The organism is Arthrobacter sp. 05T45, from assembly GCF_056395875.1.
This window is the reverse complement of sequence record NZ_JBFTKI010000024.1, coordinates 50,535-70,208: the sequence shown is the minus strand read 5'-3', so window position 1 is coordinate 70,208 and position 19,674 is coordinate 50,535. Positions and strand designations below refer to the sequence as shown.

The following is a 19,674-nucleotide window of genomic DNA, read 5'->3' as shown; positions in this document are numbered from 1 at the left end:
TGTGAAGAGGCCGGCTGCCCGAACATCTTCGAATGCTGGGAAGACAAGGAGGCCACCTTCCTGATCGGCGGCTCCGAATGCACCCGGCGCTGCGACTTCTGCCAGATCGACACCGGCAAACCCTCCCCCGTGGACATGTTCGAGCCCACCAAGGTGGCCCGCTCGGTCCAGGCCATGCAGCTGCGCTACGCCACCGTGACCGGTGTAGCCCGCGACGACCTCGCCGACGAGGGCGTCTGGCTCTACGCGGAGACGGTCCGCAAGATCCACGAACTGAACCCGGGCACCGGCGTCGAACTGCTGATCCCCGATTTCTCCGGCAAGCCCGAGCACATCGCGGCGATCTGCGACTCCAAGCCCGAGGTCTTCGCCCACAACGTCGAAACCGTGCCCCGGATCTTCAAGCGGATCCGCCCGGCGTTCCGCTACGACCGTTCCCTGGACGTCATCACCCAGGGCCGCAAGCTCGGCATGGTGACCAAGTCCAACCTGATCCTGGGCATGGGCGAGACCCGCGAGGAAATCTCCGAGGCGCTGCGGGACCTGCACGAGGCCGGCTGCGACCTGATCACCATCACCCAGTACCTGCGCCCCTCCGAACGGCACCTGCCGGTGGACCGCTGGGTCAAGCCGCAGGAATTCGTGGACCTGCAAAACGAAGCCGACGAGATCGGCTTCCTGGGCGTCATGTCCGGGCCCCTGGTGCGTTCCTCCTACCGCGCCGGCCGGCTCTGGGCCACCGCGATGCGCAAGAAGGGCTGGGAAATCCCGGCCGAACTCGCACACATCGAAAGCTCCGGAAGCACCCGCCAGGAAGCCAGCTCGCTGCTCGCGGCACATTCCTGAACCCTGCTCTGACACCCTTCCACTTAAGGGCCGGCACCGGATGACTCCGGTGCCGGCCCTTGGCCGTCCATCACGTAGAATTAAGGAACTATGGCGAATTCCCCTGATCCCAGCAACTCCAGCCCGGCTTCCGAAGCTCCGAAGCGCGGTCTTTTCTCCCGTAAGCCCAAGGAAGCAAAGGCCAAGAAGCCGAGCCGGCTGAAGCAGATCGGCGAGGTCTTCCAGATGACCCGCCGCCACGATCCCATGGTTCCGTGGCTCATGTTGCTGGCGTTCCTGGGTGTTGTTGCCCTCAGCCTGCTGGTCGGTTTCCTGCTCGACAACTGGATCACCGGCCTGATCATCGGCATCGCCCTGGGCGCCCTTGCGGCCACGCTGATCCTGTCCCGCCGCGCCGAGCGCGCCGCGTTCGCGCAGATCGAGAACCAGCCCGGCGCGTCAGGTGCCGCGCTGGGCACGCTCAAGCGCGGCTGGATCACCGAGGACCAGCCCGTCGCCGTGAACCCCCGCACGCAGGATGCCGTCTTCCGCGCCATCGGCCGTCCCGGCGTCGTGCTCGTCAGCGAAGGCCCCAGCAACCGGGTCAAGCCGCTGGTCGACGCCGAGCGCAAGCGCCTTGCGCGCATCCTCCCCAACGTCACCATCCACGTGATCGAAAGCGGCCGCGGCGAGGGCCAGGTGCCGCTCAGCCAGATCGCCAGGAAGATGAACAAGCTCAAGGGCGAACTGACCAAGACCGAGGTCAGCGCCGTGTCGAAGCGCATTTCCTCGCTTGGCGGCCGCCTGCCCATCCCGAAGGGCATCGATCCCTACAAGGCCCGTCCCACCCGCGGGCGCTAGGCGGGCGGCAGTACCGCACCGCATGATGGAATTGCCCGCAGTACAGAATCGCCCCGGTTCACGGCCGCCTCAGGCCGCCAGCCGGGGCGTTTCTCTTACTGCCCGACGTCGGCCCGCCCGGCGCCGGGCCACCGGACCCGGGACAACGGACGCGGGACAACGGACGCGGGGTGCCGGACAAAGCGACACCGGACACCGCGAAAACGGACGCAAGAACTCAGGAGATACGCATGAAACTTCCCTCGACCGCCACGATGATCCGCATCTTCCGGGGGCTGGCGATCGCCGAAGCGTTCAGCTGGGCCGCGCTGTTGCTCGGCATGGTGCTCAAATGGATCACCCGGACGACGGAACTCGGCGTGGAGATTGCCGGTCCGATCCACGGGGCCTTCTTCATCGGCTACGCGATTGCGGCACTGAGCCTGTGGGCAATGCTGCGCTGGCCGTTCCGGATTGCCTTGCTCTCAGGGCTCTCCGCCGTCTTCCCCTTCGCGACGGTGTGGTTTGAGCGCTGGGCCGGCCGCCACGGATACCTGACGGAACGGTCGGGAGAGGCTGCGCCGACGCCGGCCCAGGAGACGGCGGGGGTCTAGTCCGCCGAGGGCCTCGGGTTTCTGTGCGCCCCGGCACCATCGCTGTGCCCATCTGACGCACATGGCCGCTATGCGGGGCGGGTAGCGGCCATTCGTGGCAAACGGACGGGGCCGCCGCCAAACGGGGAGGTCAGCGGCCATTCGTGTCAAACGGACGAGGGCCCGCCGCGCCCTGACACCATCGCTGTGCCCAACTGACGCACATGGCCGCAACGCGGGGCGGGTAGCGGCCGTTCGTGGCAAACGGACGAGGGCCCGCCGCGCCCTGACACCATCGCTGTGCCCATCTGACGCACATGGCCGCTATGCGGGGAGGTCAGCGGCCATTCGTGGCAAGCGGACGAGGGCCCGCCGCGCCTGGTTGCCTGGCACCGCCGTCGCGCATCCGGCCGCGGATTGCTACATCCGGACGAGCACCGTATTCATGGCCTTGTCGTGGAGGCCGCGCTGGTCCGGGTCGAAGATGACGGCAGGGATAACGAGGCACAGCAGCAGAGTGCGCACCAGGGCCGCGAGCGGACCCGCCGGGCCGCCGCCCAGCCGGACCACATGGATTCCCACGATCCGGTGGCCGATGCCGTAGCCGAGGGTGCCGATCAGTAGGATCTGCTCGATGGCAAACACGGCAAGCGTGGCCCAGGAGTCGCCGCCGAAGGCGAAATTGCTGATCAACAGCGCGATGCCCCAGTCAATGCAGATCGCCAGGATGCGCCGGCCGGCACGGGCGATCGACCCTGCCCCGGACTCGGGCAGCCCGAGCCGCTCCCCCGGGTACCTGGAGATGCCGGATGTGTCCGGCCCGGTGAGCCATGAACCGATGTCTTTGCGATCAACCACCCTCCAAGCTTATCGGCTCTGGCCTGTCCATAGTGTGGGAGGTAGGGTGTCACATTGTGGACCAGATAGGCCACAGTGTGGACTGGCGACTAGCGTTTACGTGTCAGGACATTCTGTAACCTCCCCGAAACAATGCGGACACTGCGGGGAAATCCCTTGTCCTTAGGGTGGTAACAGTTGCTAGCGACTGCGAAGCGGGGAAGCTTTTTGCCTTCTCCGCTGTTGGACTGCGCTGGACAAATGTGCCTGACGGCCAGATCTTTCATATGCGTAAGGAGCATAGATGTTCAAGACTGCGGACGAAGTCCTCAAGTTCATCAAGGACGAAGACATCAAATTCGTCGATATCCGCTTCACCGATCTCCCGGGCGTTCAGCAGCACTTCAACGTGCCTGCCAAGAGCGTTGACGCCGACTTCTTCGTCAACGGCCAGCTTTTCGACGGATCTTCAATCCGCGGCTTCCAGGGCATCGCCGAGTCTGACATGCAGCTCATCCCGGACGTCACGACGGCGTTCATCGACACGTTCCGCATGGAGAAGACCCTTGCACTGAACTTCTCGATCGTGAACCCGCGTACCGGTGACCCGTACCACCGCGATCCCCGCGGCGTGGCGGAGAAGGCGGAGGCCTACCTGGCTTCGACCGGCATTGCCGACACCGCTTTCTTCGCTCCCGAGGCCGAGTTCTTCGTCTTCGACAACGTCCAGTACCAGTCCTCCCCGCAGGGCAGCTTCTACAAGATCGACTCCGAGGAAGCACACTGGAACTCGGGCCGTGAGGAAGAGGGCGGAAACCTCGGCTACAAGACCCCGGTCAAGGGCGGATACTTCCCTGTCTCCCCCACCGACAAGCAGGCCGACCTGCGCGACGCCATGTGCGTTGCCCTGGACGAGGCCGGCCTTGAGGTCGAGCGCAGCCACCACGAAGTCGGCTCCGCCGGACAGGCTGAAATCAACTACAAGTTCACCACCCTGACCCACGCGGCTGATGACCTGCAGAAGTTCAAGTACGTCATCAAGAACACCGCCGATGCCTGGAGCAAGTCCGTGACCTTCATGCCGAAGCCTGTCTTCGGTGACAACGGCTCGGGCATGCACTGCCACCAGTCGCTGTGGACCGGCGGCGAGCCGCTGTTCTACGACGAGAAGGGCTACGCCGGCCTGTCCGACACCGCCCGCTGGTACATCGGTGGCCTGCTGAAGCACTCCTCCGCTGTCCTGGCCTTCACCAACCCGACGGTGAACTCCTACCGCCGCCTGGTCAAGGGTTTCGAAGCCCCGGTCAACATGGTTTACTCGCAGGGCAACCGCTCCGCCGGTATCCGTATCCCGATCACGGGGTCCAACCCGAAGGCCAAGCGCATCGAGTTCCGCGCGCCGGACCCCTCCTCCAACCCGTACCTGGCGTTCGCTGCCCAGCTGATGGCCGGCATCGACGGCATCCGTAACCGGATCGAACCCCCGGCTCCGATCGACAAGGACCTCTACGAGCTCCCGGCCGAAGAAGCCAAGGACATCCCCAAGGCTCCGGGCACCCTTGAGGAGGCCCTGGATGCACTGGCCGAGGACAACGAGTTCCTGCAGGCCGGCGGCGTCTTCACCCAGGACCTGATCGACACCTGGATCGAGTACAAGTACGAGAACGAGATCCGTCCGCTTTCGCTGCGCCCGAACCCGTACGAGTTCGAGCTCTACTACGGCGTCTAGCTAGATCATGCGGCTGAATCGGGCATAGTCCGCACACGGTCCGCAAGAATCTGGCTACAGCAAAGGCCGGTCCCAAGTTTCACCACTTGGGGCCGGCCTTTTGTTGTGCCCGGACCCGCCTACCCGGTCTGCTCAGTCCGCGAGTTCAGCCGCTCCCCCAGCACTTGGGCGACTGCCGCCCTGGCTGATTCCTCTTTGTCGGGCCACATATGTCCGTAGGTGTCCAGCGCGGTCTTCGCTGAGGAGTGCCTGAGGCTTTTCTGGACTACCTTTACGTCAAGGCCTTGGGAGATGAGCAGGGAGGCGAAGTAGTGCCGGAGGTCATGGAACCTGAACCCATTCTGAGGGATCGGAATAGGCGTCCGGGATTCCTCAGTCTTGAGTTCCACGCCCGGATACTGGATGGCCGGCGCGATGACTCCCCGCATGAAATCCACATCTGAAACCCTCAGGGCCACGGCTTCAGCGACACGGAGACCAGCATGAGGAACCCAGTACCGTTCCACGACCCTGTCGGGCCGTGGGACATAATCCGAACCGTCGTAAATAAGAGCGTCTTGCTAAGCGTATTGACTTCCACGTTCCCCGTGCCCTTCAACGATTGGTCACTCGAATACTTGCATATCTATCAGAATTTCGCGGCAACGCGGGATACGGTGCCGAGCGTGATCAACCCCTGCCCGCTTGCGACTTGCAGGGTGCGATGACGGGAGCCCCACCTATCCTGTGAGCGGGGCTGGAAGTGAGCTAAAAGAGTATGCGGGCCTCATCAGGCTTCAAAACCGTAATCGTTCTGTCATACTTCTCGCCTAGCCGCGCCATTTCATGCAGGAACCGTACTGGTTTAGCACTGTCTCCAATTACGACGGAAATACTTCTCTTCGATTGAGTTCTAACCTCAAGGATATTTACGCCCATATCCATCGCAATTTCGTAGATTCTACCAATCAGCACGTCAGTCATGCTTCGGCGAGTGTCCTCTTCAGCATTCGACGTCAGGCTCGAAAGTTGGCCCATCATGAGGTCAACTTTGGCCTCCAACGGGTTCTCCGATGGCAACCGCTCGGACGCTCGCCTTGTCAGTCCGAAATACCCCCACAGGTCATTCTTTTCGGGAGTGTTTCTGAAGGTGTCTGCAACGTGCTTCGTTACTCCCTCGATGTCTCCATCCAGGGTCCATGGGGTAAGCGAACCATTGTAGGTGTGCGTATTCACCATGGAAGTATCGAAGGGGAGCTTGTCTGTCCTGTGGTCGCGAACCAATGCAACCGGGCGGTCAACGCGGTCCGGATTCCAAGCTCAAAGAACACATTGGGGTTGTGGGAGCTTATGTCGCAGAGGACCATGTCTGCGGTCTCAAGGTGCTTAATAATCTGCCCTTGGATCACATCACCCCCCGACATGATGGGCCTGATAGCAACAAATCCCGCAGCCTCTACCGCAGGCACAAATAGGTGCTCCAAGACGTGAACAAAGTGCTCGGCATCGCCGTGGTAACTGGCCTTAGCATCCTCGGACGTCGTTAGCGGCATTGCTATGAAGCAGGTAGGAAGTGACATGAGATCAGCGTAATCGGTCGTCCGCCTCGGCTTAGTATTCGTGATTGTGAGTCGGAGCCTGAAATGGTCGGCGGTGCTCCCTAAGCTTCCATCTGTGGTGAAGATAGATGTTGAAGCGGTGGGCGCGATGCTGACACGCGGCAGATATATTTACCGCATGGCATCGTTCACACTCGACGGTGAAACGTACGAGTATCTAAAGCCGGACCCAGGACACGCGCCGGACGAAACCAAATCGTGGGAGTACGGGAGCTACCCCAAGGTGCTTGCCACACTGCTCCTGGCTGACGGCGGAACGGTACGTGTCTACGCAGTTGCGGAACGCTGGAACCCCTCTTTCGTCCTTGTGGGATGGGCGGACGACGGGCGGCACGGGCATTGGGCTTGGATCCCTGCCGGCAACGTGGAGCACGTGAGTGATTCTGACTGGGATATCGAGGAGTACCGCCGCTGCCCCGAACACCTACGCGCCATCCGCTGGGGAAGCCTCCTGCCCGGATTCCTGCCCGCGTAAAAGAAGTCCACGCAGGTCGAGCCGTTTGCGTTAGGATTCCATCGGGCCATCGTGGCCAATTAATATTGGGGGGAATAATCGTGAAATTTGCGTTTCGCAGCGCCGCCGTGGCGGTCGTGCTCGCCGGGTCTTCGCTGATGCTCGTACCGTCAGCCAGTGCAGCAACGGTCGTAGAATCCACGGCGTCCACGAGGTGCGGGTCCGTGGTGTGGGCCGACCAGAGCGGCTGGGCTACAGGCACCAAGCTGAAATACCGCTGGTTTCGTAACGGCGTCCGCATTTCCGATGTTTGGATCGGCGGCTACAAGACCCGGTCGGGCGATTGTGGGAAGACGGTAACTGTCACCGTAACCGGCATCAAGGCTGGCAAATCGGTCACCAAGACAGGTGGGACGTTCAAAGTTCGGTCACGAGCATTGAGCAGCCCAAACCAGTAGCCGCGACTGACGGGGGTAACTCGTCTTCCCTTAGGCGTTGAACGAGCAAACCCCCGCCAGTCATCACGACTGGCGGGGGTTTCCGCGGCGGGCATCAGTTAAGGCAAACCCTTAGTCTGCCCGCTATTTCGTCACCGGCGCAGTGCTGCTGCTGGTGACTGTTTCTGTCAGGTAGCCGCTTTTCCGTCCGGTGACAGCGATGGAAAGCCCTGCGCCCAGGTCTGCGGCGACGACCTTATAAGAACTCGCCGTTGCGCCCGGAATGCTAATTCCGTTCCGCTTCCACTGGTATGTCCGCAGATAAACCGTCGGTGTCCACACGCCGACCTTGACAGTGAGAGTTTGACCCACGGCAGCGGAGGCAGGAATAACCGGCCTGGGCGCGGTCAAGACGTTGGTCGCTACCGAAGCCGTTGCGGCGCTGGTCTTGTAGGTGTAGTTGTATCCGGATTTGCTAGCAGCAGCTCTGACGGTGATCGTCTTTCCGAGGTCAGCCGTCGTCAAGGCGTAGGTCGAAAGAGTTGCGCCCGTGATGACCACCCCGGACCCGTACCACTGATACGACAGAGTCACAGGGGCCGGTGACCATGACCCCGGATCTGCCGTCAGCGTCGAACCGACGCGGACAGTGCCGGTAATCGTCGGAGCAACCCCAACTAGTGAGCCCTTAGCCACGGCTGAGGTCGCCGCAGAGGTTTTGGAAGCGGTAACGTAGCCGGTTTTGGAACCAGTGACCCGCACGGCGATGGCCTTGCCGGCCTGACCCTGGCCCAACACAAGAGTGGAACCGGTCGCGCCGGACACTGCGAGACCGCCAGCCAGCCACTGGTATGCGAACGTAGTGCCGGTTGTCCACGCTCCGGGGTTGGCGGTGAGGGTCTGTCCTACCTTTACCGTGCCGGAGATAGTGGGTGTGCTGCCGCTCAACGGAGCGGGGATGTAGGCCACAGGGGCCGAAGCGTTAGTCCAGTCTCCCCAGCCGAGCTGATTCCGTGCCCGTACCCGCGCCGTGAAGGTGCCGGCAGGCAAGTCATTCAGCGACGCCTGCGTGACAGTAGTGCGCACATTGCGAACGATTCCCGTTCCAGTGAATTCGGTCTCGTACTCCAGGATCCCAAGCACGTCGCTGTGTGCCGCCCAGCTCGCCTTGACGCTTCCGATGCTTGCGCTCAGGGCGGGAAGCTTGGCCCGCAGCGGCCGGGTCCCGAAGATGACGTCTTGGATTTTGTAACGAGGTGACGTGTTGCCGTTGGCATCGGCCACACTGGGGCTCCATATTTCTCGGGGACCCAGAGAATCCGGGTCGCCGTTGTATCGAGCGAATTCGTAGGTTCCTGTAAAGACTCCCCGGTGGACATCCGTTGAGGAATTCTGACGGAGGTTGGCGCCGATGGAAACGCTGGCATCGGGCCGGAATCCGATGCCGGCATCATACGCGTTGACGGTCATCGCCACTGGGACTGGACCGTCGGTGATGTCGATGACATTGCGCGCACCGCCGCTGGTAGCGGCGAACTTAATACTCGTGGCGGCCGTGACGTCAGGAGCGTCATTGTCCTCCAGGGACACCGTCGTCGGGGAGAACGGGAGGAAGTTTTCCTCCTGGTACCGGTTGCCCGCGAGATCGACGATGCGCGGCTGAAATTCCCAAACGTCGTTGGGGACATGCTCCGGGAAAGTGAAGACCGTTTCGTAGGTGCCGTGGAACCGGTCACCCGAGACTAACGTCATAGTCTGGGCTGGGATGGTGTACCGGTTGGAATGGACGCGCAGCTGGGGGTAGTCCGCGCCCACTCCTGAGCCAACATCTTCGACTTCGACCCGCGCCGTGACCCGCACTGGCCCATCAATGACGTCAATTATTTGCGGGTGAGAAACCCACGCACTGACGATCACAGGGGCCTCGGAGTCTATGGTCGACGCATTTGCTGGCCCGACGCCGGCGACTGATATAGCGGCGGTGGCGGCCATGCCGGCTGCCACCCGACGCGTCCAGAGCGAGGCGCTTCTGCCGGTGCAAGACTTAGACACGAGTCCTCCAATATTCGAAACTTCGACTTTCAACTGAGAGAACTATGCCACGAAGCTACAGTATTGGCCGCGGCAGGGGTGTCAGACCGCGCGCCCTTTGTTCCGTCCGTGGTGAAGATTGATGTTGAAGCGGTGGGCGCGATGCTGACACGCGGCAGATATATTTACCGCATGTCAGCGTTCATGCTCGACGTTGAAACGTACGAGTATCTAAGGCCGGACCCAAGACACGCGCCGGACGAAACCAAACCGTGGGAGTACGGGAGCTACCCCAAGGTGCTGGCAACCCGGCTCCTGGCTGACGGCGGAACGGTGAGTGTCTATGCCCATGCGGAACGCTGGAACCCGTCCTACGTCCTTGTGGGATGGGCGGACGAAGCACGGCACGGGCACTGGGCTTGGATGCCCGCCGGCAACGTGGAACGCGTCAGCGATTCGGACTGGGATATCGAGGAGTGCAGGCGTTCTCCGAACACCTTCGCGGAATCCGCTGGGGAAACCGCCTGCCCGGATTCCTGTCGGCCTAGGCAAGGCGCCCTTGATGCTGGTGTGACCCGTGTGGTTATACTCAGGGCTTGGGGGCGCCTTAGACGGTGTATGTCGGAAGCGTTCAGCAGCCAAAAATTATCTGCCAACCACCGACAGGAGGTGCGGGGAACCGTGCCAGCATTGAAACGATCGTTCTTCCGTAAAGCGGCAGCCGCTGCCGCCCTTTCCGTTGCCCTGGGAGCAGGAGCGCTCACCGCGGCGGCCCCGGCGAGCGCCGCGACCTGTCCAACGGAATTCAATTGGTGCCCCTCGTCATGTGCAGAAACTACCGCGAGTTGCACAGCCGGCGTGTCCACCGTGTACGTCACCGCAGGAACAGTCCTGCGGGCGAACAAGTACGGCTGGCCCAAGGGCACCAAGCTGGAATACCGCTGGTTCAGGAACGGCGAGATCTTCGCGGGCGGCTACCATGACACCCACAAGGCCTGGCCAGTCAAACGCGATAAGTACGTCGTCCGCGTCAAGGGCACATTGAACGGCAAGGTCAGCTATCGGTTCAGCCGGACGTACATCGTCCGCTAATCTCCACACACAGAGAACCCCCGTCAGTCATCACGACTGGCGGGGGTTCTCTGCTGCCCGGCGGCGCCAAGTTCGAGGAGTTCGTGGCCGAGCATGGATTCCTAGAGCCCGCTGCCATCACATGCGCTCCGGTCACTGAATCACCGAGGCCGGCATTCTACGCGGCCATTTCTGCATAGAAGCTAGGGATAAGCTCGGCCAATCTAGTCGCCCCTGCCGTACTGAGTTCGTCCTCGGTGTGGGAATGTGCTCCGTGGTCCCGTCTGTGAATGTAAGTACAAGATCGTGATGCGTGGCGACGGCACCGCTGTCCCTCCGCTCACCAGGTTCCGCTCCCACTGAGACGCCTGTGATGTGCTTCCGCGCTTTGACGCTAGTGACTTCGCGGTTGATGCTGAGCCCGTCATCCGTGATGTGGGCCCACGTAGTGACTACGAGTCGATCGGTGATGACCGTGGCGTCGTATTGGTTCGGTTTCTCGGGCCAGACAACTTTCCCGTTCGCGTCGTAGGTTTCCTTGCCGTGATCCACGTTGCGGAACAGATTGCCAGCGCAGAACATGACCGGCGCCTCGCCTACGATGCTCGCGAGTTCGCGCATGACTGTCATCAGCGCTGGCTCAAGTCCAGACCTGTCCTTGTCCTGCGTCCAGAATGTGTTCTGCTCGCCCAACGACTTCATAAGGCGCGTCGCGCCGTCTTCTGTGGTCATCGATTAAACGTACCGAAACCTTGCCGGGAGGGACAGGCGCGTTCCAAGCGTTGACTCATAGTCCGCAGAAAGTCCGCAAGAAGTTCAGAGCCGGGTAATTAGAGCCAATCATGGACAGTACCGAAAACCCCGGAATCTAGCGGATTTCAACACCCCTCAACTTCACCCAATCAGGTCTGTTTAGTTCGAGCTCTACTACGGCGTCCAGTTCGATAAAGCGGCCCGACACTGTTCGTCCGCAACAGTTCCAGCATAAAAAGGCCGGTCACGGGTTCATCCCGTGGCCGGCCTTCTGGTTCAGCGCTTTCCAGCACCTCAGCGCTTTCCGTACTTCTTGTGCACGGCCTGCTTGCTGACGCCAAGGCACACCGCAATGGCCTCCCACGACAGTCCGGCCTGCCGGGCACGCAGCACCACTTCGGTTTCCGTGCGCGCCAGTTCTTTGTGGAGTTCCGCCACGGCGTAGAGCGCCTCGGCCGGCCCTTTGCCGTCCATGGAACCTATCAATGTCTGCATGATGCACCTCCGGCGTCAACGTTAGTTGACGCCGGGAGAAGCGTCAACCCTCGTTGACGGCAAGAAGCCGGCGTAATTCCCCTACGGGATCGGGGATCTCCGGTCCGTGGGAAAAGAGCATCCTGTCCGGCTCCAGCAAGCTCAGTCTCAGAAGCGACTCTTCGGCCCGCGCAGAGTCCGCTGTAAACTGCTCCGGCGCCCGTCTCATCACACCTCCGGCTGTCCCCACAGCGTCCCCTACGAACAGCATTCCGTCGTCATGCAGCAGGCTGATGTGTCCTGCGGTATGGCCAGGCGTCTGCACGATCTGTATATCGCGGACCCTGTCTCGTTCCACGAGCGGGCGCAGCGGCACTGCGGAAGAAATCTGGGAAACGTCCGCCGCGCCCGCCCAGATCGCCGCCAACGGGCTCCGTTCCACGACTTCGCCGAGGCCGCCGACATGGTCCGGATGCCAATGGGTGAGGACGACGTCGGTGATGTCACTCCATGCTGCTCCGACACGGTCCAAGGCCGCCGCAATCGCATGCTCGCTGCCCTTGAGGCCCGTATCGATCAACAGCAATCCCCCGGTGTGCGGCACAAGGAAACAGCGTACGTCCATCGTCAACTCAACGGGCCCTGCCAGCCCGGCGGGGATGTGGAGCTCCTGGATGACCGGTTCTACCTGCATCTGTGAGTGACCCATCATGCACCTTTCCAGCGGCTGGTCTTGGTTCAATACTGCGGCACGCACCGTCCCAGTCAAGATGCGATTTTGGTCAGAATGCCCGGTACATGATGCGTTGCGGGCCGGCGTCGCCGCCTTCGTAGCGGCCGCGGTCCTCGAATCCGGCCTTGCGGTATGCGGCTTGGCCGCCGGGGTTCAGTTCGTTGACGGAGAGTACGACGCCGGCCTGGCCGCTGCCGAGGTCCGCCGTCAGTTTGGCGGCCTCCCGCACGGCGGCCTCAGCGGCGAGGGTGCCGAGGCCCTTGCCCTGCTGCCGCCGGTCGATCAGGAAGCCGCGCAGGAGCCAGGCCGTGTGGTCCTCTGGCCAGCCCGCGAGGGTCGCCGCCCCAGCCTGGAGCGTCAGGACTCCCACGGCGGCCCCGTTCACATCCACGGCGAACGGGTGCCGGGACTCTTCCTCGAGCCCGATCAGCATCATCCGCAGCGGGTCCCCCACGAACTTCTGCTGCCCTGCGCCGAGCTCCAGCAGCGCGATCTCCCCAAGCTTGATGGCCCGGGCGTCGTCGTCGAGATTCTTCAAAGGCAGCAGCCATACATGTCCAGACATGTAGACAGCGTACCCGCGCCGGCTGCGCCCGCCCCTAGCGGAAAGGGGCTACAGCGCAGCGTCCTTGGGCGGTCCGGCCGGATCCATCCAGAAGACTTCCCAGAGGTGCCCGTCCGGGTCCTGGAAGCTGTGCGTGTACATGAAACCGTAGTCCTGGGCCTCCTCCGATGCCGTGCCCCCGGAGGTCAGGGCGGTGCGGATGACCTCGTCCACGGCTTCGCGGCTCTCCAGCGAGAAGGACATGATGACCTCGGCGGTGCCGGCCGTAGCGGCGACGGACTTCGAGGTGAAGGTCTTGAAGTAGGACTCGACGAGCAGCATCACGTACGCGCCGTCGTTGACGATCATGCAGGTGGCGTTCTCATCGGTGAAGTCGGGGTTGAAGGAAAATCCCAGCGCCGTGAAGAATTCAACGGTCTTATCCAGATTCCGGACGGGAAGGTTCACAAAAAGTTGCCTGGCCATTGGCCCAAGGTAGCACCGCCCGCAGCATGTGTCAGTAGGCCCTGTCAGCAGCCGGCAGGCCGCCGCCGGGCGCTATTGGCCGTAGAAGACCCGCTCGAAGACCGCCCGGGCGCGCCGGCTCAACCGCAGGTAGTCCTCCTCCAGCGCCGCGGCGTTGCCTTGTCCGTAGCCGCACCAGCGGGCCACCGCCTCAAGGTCGCGGCGGGACGAGGGCAGCAGGTCCGAGGGCCGGCCGGTCCAGATGACGTTGGCCGAACGGATCCGGCTCGCCAGACGCCAGGCCCGGAGGAGGATGACGGTGTCCCCCGCGTCCATCAGGTCCAGGGCCGCGGCCGCCTCGAGCGCGTCCACCGTGGACGTGGTCCGCAGCTCCGGATGCCGGCCGGCGTGCCGGAGCTGGAGCAGCTGGGCCAGCCACTCGACGTCACTCAACCCGCCCCGGCCAAGCTTCAGGTGACGGGCGGGATCGGCGCCGCGCGGCAGGCGCTCCGCCTCGACCCTGGCCTTGACCCGCCGCACCTCCCGGATGTCCTGGTCAGACAAAGACCCGGGGTACCGGATGGTGTCGATCAGCGCCACGAAATCCTCGGCCAGGGCGTCGTCGCCGGCCATGGGGCGCGCCCGCAGCAACGCCTGGGACTCCCAGACCAGGGACCACCGGCGGTAGTACTCGGCATAGGACTCCAGGGACCGCACCATGGGCCCGCTCTTGCCCTCGGGGCGCAGGTCCGCGTCCACCGCGAGTACCCGCTCGGCCAGGATCGCCGGTTTGAGCGGCTGGGTCAGCAGGCTGGAGAGCTTGCCCACGATCTGCAGGGCCTGAGCCTGAGCCTCCTCTTCAGGCACGCCGGGGAGTCCGCGGTGGACATACATGACGTCGGCGTCCGAGCCGTAGCCGATCTCCCGGCCGCCCTGACGGCCCATCGCAACCACCAGCACGTGGGTCTTCAGCGGTTCCCCGGCGGTGATGATTGTCTCCGCCACGCGCAGGGCCCCCAGCACGGCGGCCCGGTCCGTGTCGGCGAGGGCTTCCCCCACCTGGTCCTGGTCCAGCAGTCCGGCGCTGTCCGCGATGGCGACCCGGAGGATTTCCCGGCGCCGGATCAGCCGGATCAGCCGCATGGCGCTCTCCGGGTCCGCGTGCCGGGACATCTTCGAGGTGATTTCAAGCCATTGGGATTCGAAGCTGAGCGGCACCAGTTCCTTGTCCGTGCCCAGCCACGCCACTGATTCGGGCGAAACCTCCAGCAGGTCCGCGATCAGCCGGGAGTTGGCGAGCACGTGGCAGAGCCGCTCGGCCGCGGCCGTCGAATCCCGGAGCATGCCCAGGTACCAGTGCGTTGTGCCGAGGGCCTCGCTGACTCGCCGGAAGGCGAGCAGACCGGCGTCGGGGTCCACGCCGTCGGCGAGCCAGTCCAGCAGGATGGGCAGGAGCTGGCGCTGGAGTGCCGCGCGCCGGCTCACGCCGGCGGTTAGGGCCTCGATGTGCCGCATGGCGCCGGGGGGATCGAGGTAACCGAGGGCGGCGAGGCGGCCCTGGGCGGCTTCCGGGGTCAGGCGTGCCTCTTCGCTGCTCAGAGTGGCGACGGTATTGAGCAGGGGGCGGTAGAAGATTCGTTCGTGGAGTTCCCGCACGGAGCGCTTGGTTTTTCGCCATGCGGCGACCAGGGCGTCCGGCTTGGGCCGCTCGGCGGAGAACGGTCCCAGGACCGCCTTGGCGAGGGAACGCAAAGACGCTTCGTTCACCGGCATGAGGTGCGTCCGGCGCAGCTGGAACAGCTGGATCCGGTGTTCGAGCAGCCGCAGGTAGCGGTAGTCGCGGTCGAACTCCGCGGCGTCGGAACGGCCGATATACCCGCCGGCGGAGAGCGCGGCGATGGCCGACGTGGTGTCCCGGCAGCGCAAGGATTCATCCGACTTGCCGTGCACGAGCTGCAGCAGCTGGACGGTGAATTCGACGTCGCGCAGCCCGCCGCGGCCCAGCTTGATCTGCCGCTGTTCCTCATCGGCCGGAATATGCTCGGTGACGCGGCGGCGCATGGCGCGGACGGATTCGACAAAGCCCTCCCGGCCGGCCGAAGACCAGATCAGGGGCGTCAGGGCTGCCTCGTAGCGGGCCCCCAGGACGGTGTCGCCGGCGATGGTCCGGGCCTTCAGGAGGGCCTGGAATTCCCAGCTCTCGGCCCAGCGCGCGTAATAGCTCTCGTGCGAGGCGAGGGTCCGGACCAGCGGCCCCGACTTTCCCTCGGGCCGGAGGTTCGCATCGACTTCCCACAGCCCGGGTTCGCGGCTCGTGGACATGATCGCGCGCGATACCCCGGAGGCCAGGACGGTGCCGATGGTCGTGGCCCGGGTCTCCTCCAGCGCGCCGGACTCGATCACGTAGATCACGTCGACGTCGGAGATGTAGTTCAGTTCGCGGGCACCGCACTTGCCCATGCCGATCACGGCGAGGCCGACGTCGGCCACCTCCGCGGCGTCGAACTTCTCCGCCGCCTCGGCCCGGGAGACGGCGAGGGCCGCCTCGAGCGCAGCCCCGGCGAGATCCGCCAGTTCCGCACCCGCGGCCGGCATGAAGTCCAGCGGATCGGCCGCGCACAGGTCCTTGATGGCGAGCTCCACGAGCCCGCGCCGGTAGGCGGTGCGCAGGGCCGCGTAGGCTTCCTGACCGCTGAGGGCCGCCACCGGCCGGGCAGACTTGGGATCGGCCCGCACCGACTGCAGCAGCCGCGTCCGCAGGGCCACGGCGTCCGCGGGCATCGGTTCCGGACTGACCCGGACGTCGAAGGCATCGAGGTGTTCGGGGTGGCGGATGAGGAACTCGCCCAGCGCCTCGGAGGCCCCCAGGACCCGGTACAGCGGCTCGCTGCTTTCCGGGTCTGCGACGGCAAGCTTGCGCAGCTCCGGGTGCTTCTCGATCAGCCGGACCAGGGACTGCAGGGCCGTGTCGGGGTTGGCCGCCAGCTGCAGCCCCGCAAAGAGGGCATCCTGGTCGAGTCCCTCCAGTTCCCGGGCCGCCAGGAACCGCTCGCCCTTGTCGAGATCGCTGAAGCCGGCGGCAATGAGGCGTCGTGCCAGGCTCATCGGGGCAACCTACAGAATGCCGAGATTGCGCTGCAGTTCGTAGGGCGTCACCTGAAGGCGGTAGTCCTGCCATTCTGCACGCTTGTTGCGCAGGAAGTGCTCGAACACCTGCTCGCCGAGGATCTGCGGCATGAGCTCGGAATCCTCCATGGTCCGGATGGCGTCGTGCAGGCTGGCCGGCAGCGGGTCGTGTCCCATGGCGCGGCGTTCCGCCGAGCTCAGCGACCAGATGTCGTCCTCGGCCGCCGCGGGGAGCTGGTAGCCCTCCTCGATGCCCTTGAGGCCGGCACCGAGCAGCACGGCGTAGGCCAGGTAGGGGTTAGCGGCGGAGTCGATGCCACGGTATTCGATCCGCGCGGACTGGCCCTTGCCGGGCTTGTACAGCGGGACGCGGACCAGGGCGGAGCGGTTGTTGTGGCCCCAGCTCAGGTAGCTCGGTGCCTCTCCCCCGCCCCAGAGCCGCTTGTAGGAGTTGACGAACTGGTTGGTCACGGCCGTGAATTCGGGGGCGTGCTTGAGGATGCCGGCGATGAACTGGCGCGCCGTCTCGGAAAGCTGGAACTCGGAACCGGCCTCGTAGAAGGCGTTGGTGTCCCCTTCGAAGAGGGAAAAGTGGGTGTGCATGCCGGAACCCGGGTGGGCGGTGAAGGGCTTGGGCATGAAGGTGGCATAGGTGCCCTGCTGCAGCGCGACTTCCTTGATGACCGTGCGGAACGTCATGATGTTATCCGCGGTCTGCAGGGCGTCGGCGTAGCGCAGGTCGATTTCGTTCTGGCCCGGGCCTGCCTCGTGGTGGCTGAATTCCACCGAGATGCCCACCGATTCGAGCATGGTCACGGCGGTCCGGCGGAAGTCCTGGGCCACGCCGCCCGGGACGTGGTCGAAGTAGCCGCCCTCGTCCACGGGGATGGGTGATCCGTCCGGGCCCGGCTCCTGGGACTTGAGCAGGTAGAACTCGATCTCGGGGTGGGTGTAGCAGGTGAAGCCCATGTCCGCGGCCTTGGCCAGGGTGCGCTTGAGGACGTTGCGCGGGTCCGCGGCGGAAGGTTCGCCGTCGGGCGTCAGGATGTCGCAGAACATCCGCGATGTGGCCTCGGTCTCGCCGCGCCACGGCAGGATCTGGAACGTGGCCGGATCCGGCTGGGCCAGCATGTCGGATTCGAAGACGCGGGCCAGGCCTTCGATCGAGGAACCGTCGAATCCGAGTCCTTCCTCGAAGGCGCCTTCCACCTCGGCCGGGGCCAGCGCCACGGACTTGAGCGATCCCACGACGTCGGTGAACCACAGGCGCACAAACCGCACGTCGCGCTCTTCGATCGTCCGCAGGACAAACTCTTGCTGGCGGTCCATACTGGCCTCTTTCCGGTTCTTCCATCCGCCCCGGGCCCGGCATTCATGGGCCCCGCGGCTGCTCACGGTTCACTTTACTAAGCATTGCCACCGATTGCTGAAGCCGGACCCCCGCGTAACACACCGTTAACACAAAGCCGGACGAATTCGCGGCGGGAGGGGGCATTGCGCCGCCTCACAGGCCGCCCGTGTGACGTGATTCACGCCGGGCGGGGGCAACCCGCGGTAGCTGCGGCACTTCGTCTCGCACTACGCTCGTGGCATGGCCTCAAGTAACAGCTCCGATTCCAGCACGCCCGCAGAACTTGCGGCCCCCTACGGCAGCGGCCCGGCAGCGGCTTCAGCGGCCGCCTCTTCGGGCACGTCGGCCAGTGGCACAGGCGGGACTGCCGACGGCGGCACCGGCGGGGCTGCGGAGGCGGCCCGGAAACCGGTGGCCAGGATCCGCACGCATCATCTCCAGGCGGCCAAGGCCAACGGTGAGCGCTTCGCCATGCTCACCGCGTATGACCAGTACACCGCAGAAATCTTTGACCAGGCAGGCATCGAGGTGCTCCTGGTCGGCGATTCGGCCTCCAACAACGTCTTCGGCAACGAAACCAGCCTTCCCGTGACGGTGGACGAGCTCCTTCCGCTGTGCCGCGCCGTCGCCCGCTCCGCACGGCGGGCCCTGGTGGTCGCTGACCTGCCGTTCGGCAGCTACGAGGTCTCGGCCCAGCAGGCGGTTGCCACCGGCGTCCGGTTCCTGAAAGAGGGCCTGGCCCACGCCGTCAAGATTGAAGGCGGAAAGTTCTACGCCGAGACCGTCCGCGCCATGGTCCAGGCCGGCATCCCCGTCATGGCGCACATCGGTTTCACCCCGCAGAGCGAACACTCCCTCGGCGGCTACCGCGTCCAGGGCCGCGGCGATGACGCCCACCGGTTGATCGACGACGCCGTCGCGCTGGCCGACGCCGGCGCGTTCAGCGTGCTCATGGAAATGGTCCCGGCCGCCACGGCAGCCGCCGTGGATGCCGCCGTCGACGTCCCCACGGTCGGCATCGGCGCCGGCAGCGCCACCACCGGACAGGTCCTGGTGTGGCAGGACATGGCCGGTTTGCGCGGCGGAAAGATGGCGAAATTCGTCAAACAATACGCCGACCTCCGCACGTCCCTCAGTGACGCCGCAAAAGCCTACGGCGACGACGTGCGCTCAGGCCAGTTCCCCGGCCCGGAACACTCCTTCTAGTTCCGCTCCAGCGGGCCCCTGACCTTCCGGATCCGGAGACTCTTTTGCAAGACCTCATCCTTCACGGGCGATGCGTTGCGCCTCAGGTGCGGGCAGGCTGACCAATAAGGTCTGCATTAGGACCTCAAGATGTTCCGCCGGCCCCGACGGTTTCATGCGCTAAGCGTAAGGTCAGGCTCCGGCGGACACGATTCGAGGAGTATCGATGGACACGAATAGCTTCTGGGACGTTCTGCTCTGGAGTTTCTGGTTCTTCATCTGGATCGCTGCGCTGATGGTGTGGTTCCGCTGCCTGATGGACTTGTTCAGCGACCACGAGCTCAGCGGCTGGGCCAAGGCCGGTTGGGTTATCCTGCTGATCTTCGTTCCCTGGCTCGGCGCCCTCATCTACCTGATCGCCCGGGGCCGGAGCATGACCGATCGTCAGATGAAGATGCTGGCCCAGCAGCAGGCTGCCCAGCAGGAGTACATCAAGCAGGCCGCAGGCTCGACGGCCAGCCCGGCCGGCCAGATCGCCGATGCCAGGGCGCTGCTTGATTCCGGAGCCATCAACCAGACCGAGTTTGATTCCCTCAAGGCAAAGGCCTTGGCCTGACACGAAAATGGG

20 protein-coding genes are annotated in these 19,674 nt (G+C 64.2%); 9 read left to right on the top strand and 11 right to left on the bottom strand.

From position 1 onward, the window contains the following. The 3 genes from AC1DGD_RS18285 to AC1DGD_RS18275 form a co-directional block, all read left to right on the top strand. Window positions 1–846, top strand: an 846-nt coding sequence (locus AC1DGD_RS18285; protein WP_476857753.1) for a lipoyl synthase, incomplete at its 5' end; no start/stop codon positions are given. Between the two features lie 90 nt (window positions 847–936). Continuing rightward, the gene (locus AC1DGD_RS18280) at window positions 937–1,686 is read left to right on the top strand and encodes a DUF4191 domain-containing protein (protein ID WP_243179470.1); all 750 of its coding nucleotides are present in this window, start codon (window positions 937–939) and stop codon (window positions 1,684–1,686) included. 230 nt (window positions 1,687–1,916) lie between these two features. Then, window positions 1,917–2,279: a DUF3817 domain-containing protein gene (locus AC1DGD_RS18275; protein WP_476857752.1), complete on the top strand. Its 363-nt coding sequence runs from the start codon at window positions 1,917–1,919 to the stop codon at window positions 2,277–2,279. A 399-nt stretch (window positions 2,280–2,678) separates the two neighbouring features. On the opposite strand, the gene AC1DGD_RS18270 is transcribed toward AC1DGD_RS18275, so the two are convergent. Then, on the bottom strand, window positions 2,679–3,116 hold the full coding sequence (locus tag AC1DGD_RS18270) for an RDD family protein (RefSeq protein WP_459384400.1): 438 nt from the start codon (window positions 3,114–3,116) through the stop codon (window positions 2,679–2,681). 283 nt (window positions 3,117–3,399) lie between these two features. On the opposite strand from AC1DGD_RS18270, the gene glnA (AC1DGD_RS18265) reads away from it, so the two are divergent. After that, window positions 3,400–4,824 carry a type I glutamate--ammonia ligase gene (gene glnA / locus AC1DGD_RS18265; protein ID WP_476857751.1) on the top strand — a complete coding sequence of 475 codons (1,425 nt, stop codon included), beginning with the start codon at window positions 3,400–3,402 and terminating at the stop codon, window positions 4,822–4,824. A 119-nt stretch (window positions 4,825–4,943) separates the two neighbouring features. Here the strand turns inward: glnA (AC1DGD_RS18265) and AC1DGD_RS18260 are convergent, their stop codons facing one another. After that, complete coding sequence (locus tag AC1DGD_RS18260; RefSeq protein WP_476857750.1) at window positions 4,944–5,330, bottom strand: site-specific integrase; 387 nt, start codon at window positions 5,328–5,330, stop codon at window positions 4,944–4,946. Between the two features lie 241 nt (window positions 5,331–5,571). Continuing rightward, window positions 5,572–6,039, bottom strand: coding sequence for a hypothetical protein (locus AC1DGD_RS18255; RefSeq protein WP_476857749.1), 468 nt, complete (start codon window positions 6,037–6,039; stop codon window positions 5,572–5,574). Window positions 6,040–6,540: 501 nt separating this feature from the next. Here AC1DGD_RS18255 and AC1DGD_RS18250 point away from each other — a divergent pair. Both AC1DGD_RS18250 and AC1DGD_RS18245 read left to right on the top strand, forming a co-directional pair. After that, complete coding sequence (locus AC1DGD_RS18250; protein ID WP_476857748.1) at window positions 6,541–6,897, top strand: hypothetical protein; 357 nt, start codon at window positions 6,541–6,543, stop codon at window positions 6,895–6,897. An 80-nt stretch (window positions 6,898–6,977) separates the two neighbouring features. Further along, on the top strand, window positions 6,978–7,334 hold the full coding sequence (locus tag AC1DGD_RS18245; protein WP_476857747.1) for a hypothetical protein: 357 nt from the start codon (window positions 6,978–6,980) through the stop codon (window positions 7,332–7,334). A gap of 123 nt (window positions 7,335–7,457) precedes the next feature. Here AC1DGD_RS18245 and AC1DGD_RS18240 read toward each other — a convergent pair whose 3' ends face one another. Further along, a complete protein-coding gene (locus tag AC1DGD_RS18240; RefSeq protein ID WP_476857746.1) occupies window positions 7,458–9,065 on the bottom strand; it encodes a hypothetical protein in 1,608 nt (535 codons plus the stop codon). A 1,137-nt stretch (window positions 9,066–10,202) separates the two neighbouring features. On the opposite strand from AC1DGD_RS18240, the gene AC1DGD_RS18235 reads away from it, so the two are divergent. Next, window positions 10,203–10,436, top strand: coding sequence for a hypothetical protein (locus AC1DGD_RS18235; RefSeq protein WP_476857745.1), 234 nt, complete (start codon window positions 10,203–10,205; stop codon window positions 10,434–10,436). Window positions 10,437–10,568: 132 nt separating this feature from the next. On the opposite strand, the gene AC1DGD_RS18230 is transcribed toward AC1DGD_RS18235, so the two are convergent. The 7 genes from AC1DGD_RS18230 to glnA (AC1DGD_RS18200) all read right to left on the bottom strand — a co-directional run bounded on the left by AC1DGD_RS18230 (window position 10,569) and on the right by glnA (AC1DGD_RS18200) (window position 17,839). Beyond that, the gene (locus AC1DGD_RS18230; protein ID WP_476857744.1) at window positions 10,569–11,147 is read right to left on the bottom strand and encodes a hypothetical protein; all 579 of its coding nucleotides are present in this window, start codon (window positions 11,145–11,147) and stop codon (window positions 10,569–10,571) included. A gap of 315 nt (window positions 11,148–11,462) precedes the next feature. Then, the gene (locus tag AC1DGD_RS18225) at window positions 11,463–11,663 is read right to left on the bottom strand and encodes a transcriptional regulator (RefSeq protein WP_079553982.1); all 201 of its coding nucleotides are present in this window, start codon (window positions 11,661–11,663) and stop codon (window positions 11,463–11,465) included. Window positions 11,664–11,706: 43 nt separating this feature from the next. Further along, window positions 11,707–12,411 carry an MBL fold metallo-hydrolase gene (locus tag AC1DGD_RS18220; RefSeq protein ID WP_476857743.1) on the bottom strand — a complete coding sequence of 235 codons (705 nt, stop codon included), beginning with the start codon at window positions 12,409–12,411 and terminating at the stop codon, window positions 11,707–11,709. A gap of 13 nt (window positions 12,412–12,424) precedes the next feature. Beyond that, on the bottom strand, window positions 12,425–12,940 hold the full coding sequence (locus tag AC1DGD_RS18215) for a GNAT family N-acetyltransferase (RefSeq protein ID WP_476850434.1): 516 nt from the start codon (window positions 12,938–12,940) through the stop codon (window positions 12,425–12,427). Window positions 12,941–12,988: 48 nt separating this feature from the next. Beyond that, entirely contained in the window at window positions 12,989–13,405 is a 417-nt protein-coding gene (locus tag AC1DGD_RS18210) for a VOC family protein (RefSeq protein ID WP_026266248.1), read from the bottom strand. 72 nt (window positions 13,406–13,477) lie between these two features. Then, the gene (locus AC1DGD_RS18205; protein WP_476850433.1) at window positions 13,478–16,489 is read right to left on the bottom strand and encodes a bifunctional [glutamine synthetase] adenylyltransferase/[glutamine synthetase]-adenylyl-L-tyrosine phosphorylase; all 3,012 of its coding nucleotides are present in this window, start codon (window positions 16,487–16,489) and stop codon (window positions 13,478–13,480) included. 9 nt (window positions 16,490–16,498) lie between these two features. Further along, on the bottom strand, window positions 16,499–17,839 hold the full coding sequence (gene glnA / locus AC1DGD_RS18200; protein ID WP_028275859.1) for a type I glutamate--ammonia ligase: 1,341 nt from the start codon (window positions 17,837–17,839) through the stop codon (window positions 16,499–16,501). Window positions 17,840–18,101: 262 nt separating this feature from the next. On the opposite strand from glnA (AC1DGD_RS18200), the gene panB reads away from it, so the two are divergent. Both panB and AC1DGD_RS18190 read left to right on the top strand, forming a co-directional pair. Continuing rightward, a complete protein-coding gene (gene panB / locus AC1DGD_RS18195; protein ID WP_476857742.1) occupies window positions 18,102–19,067 on the top strand; it encodes a 3-methyl-2-oxobutanoate hydroxymethyltransferase in 966 nt (321 codons plus the stop codon). A 205-nt stretch (window positions 19,068–19,272) separates the two neighbouring features. After that, the gene (locus AC1DGD_RS18190) at window positions 19,273–19,662 is read left to right on the top strand and encodes an SHOCT domain-containing protein (protein WP_028275861.1); all 390 of its coding nucleotides are present in this window, start codon (window positions 19,273–19,275) and stop codon (window positions 19,660–19,662) included. Window positions 19,663–19,674: the final 12 nt, after the last annotated feature.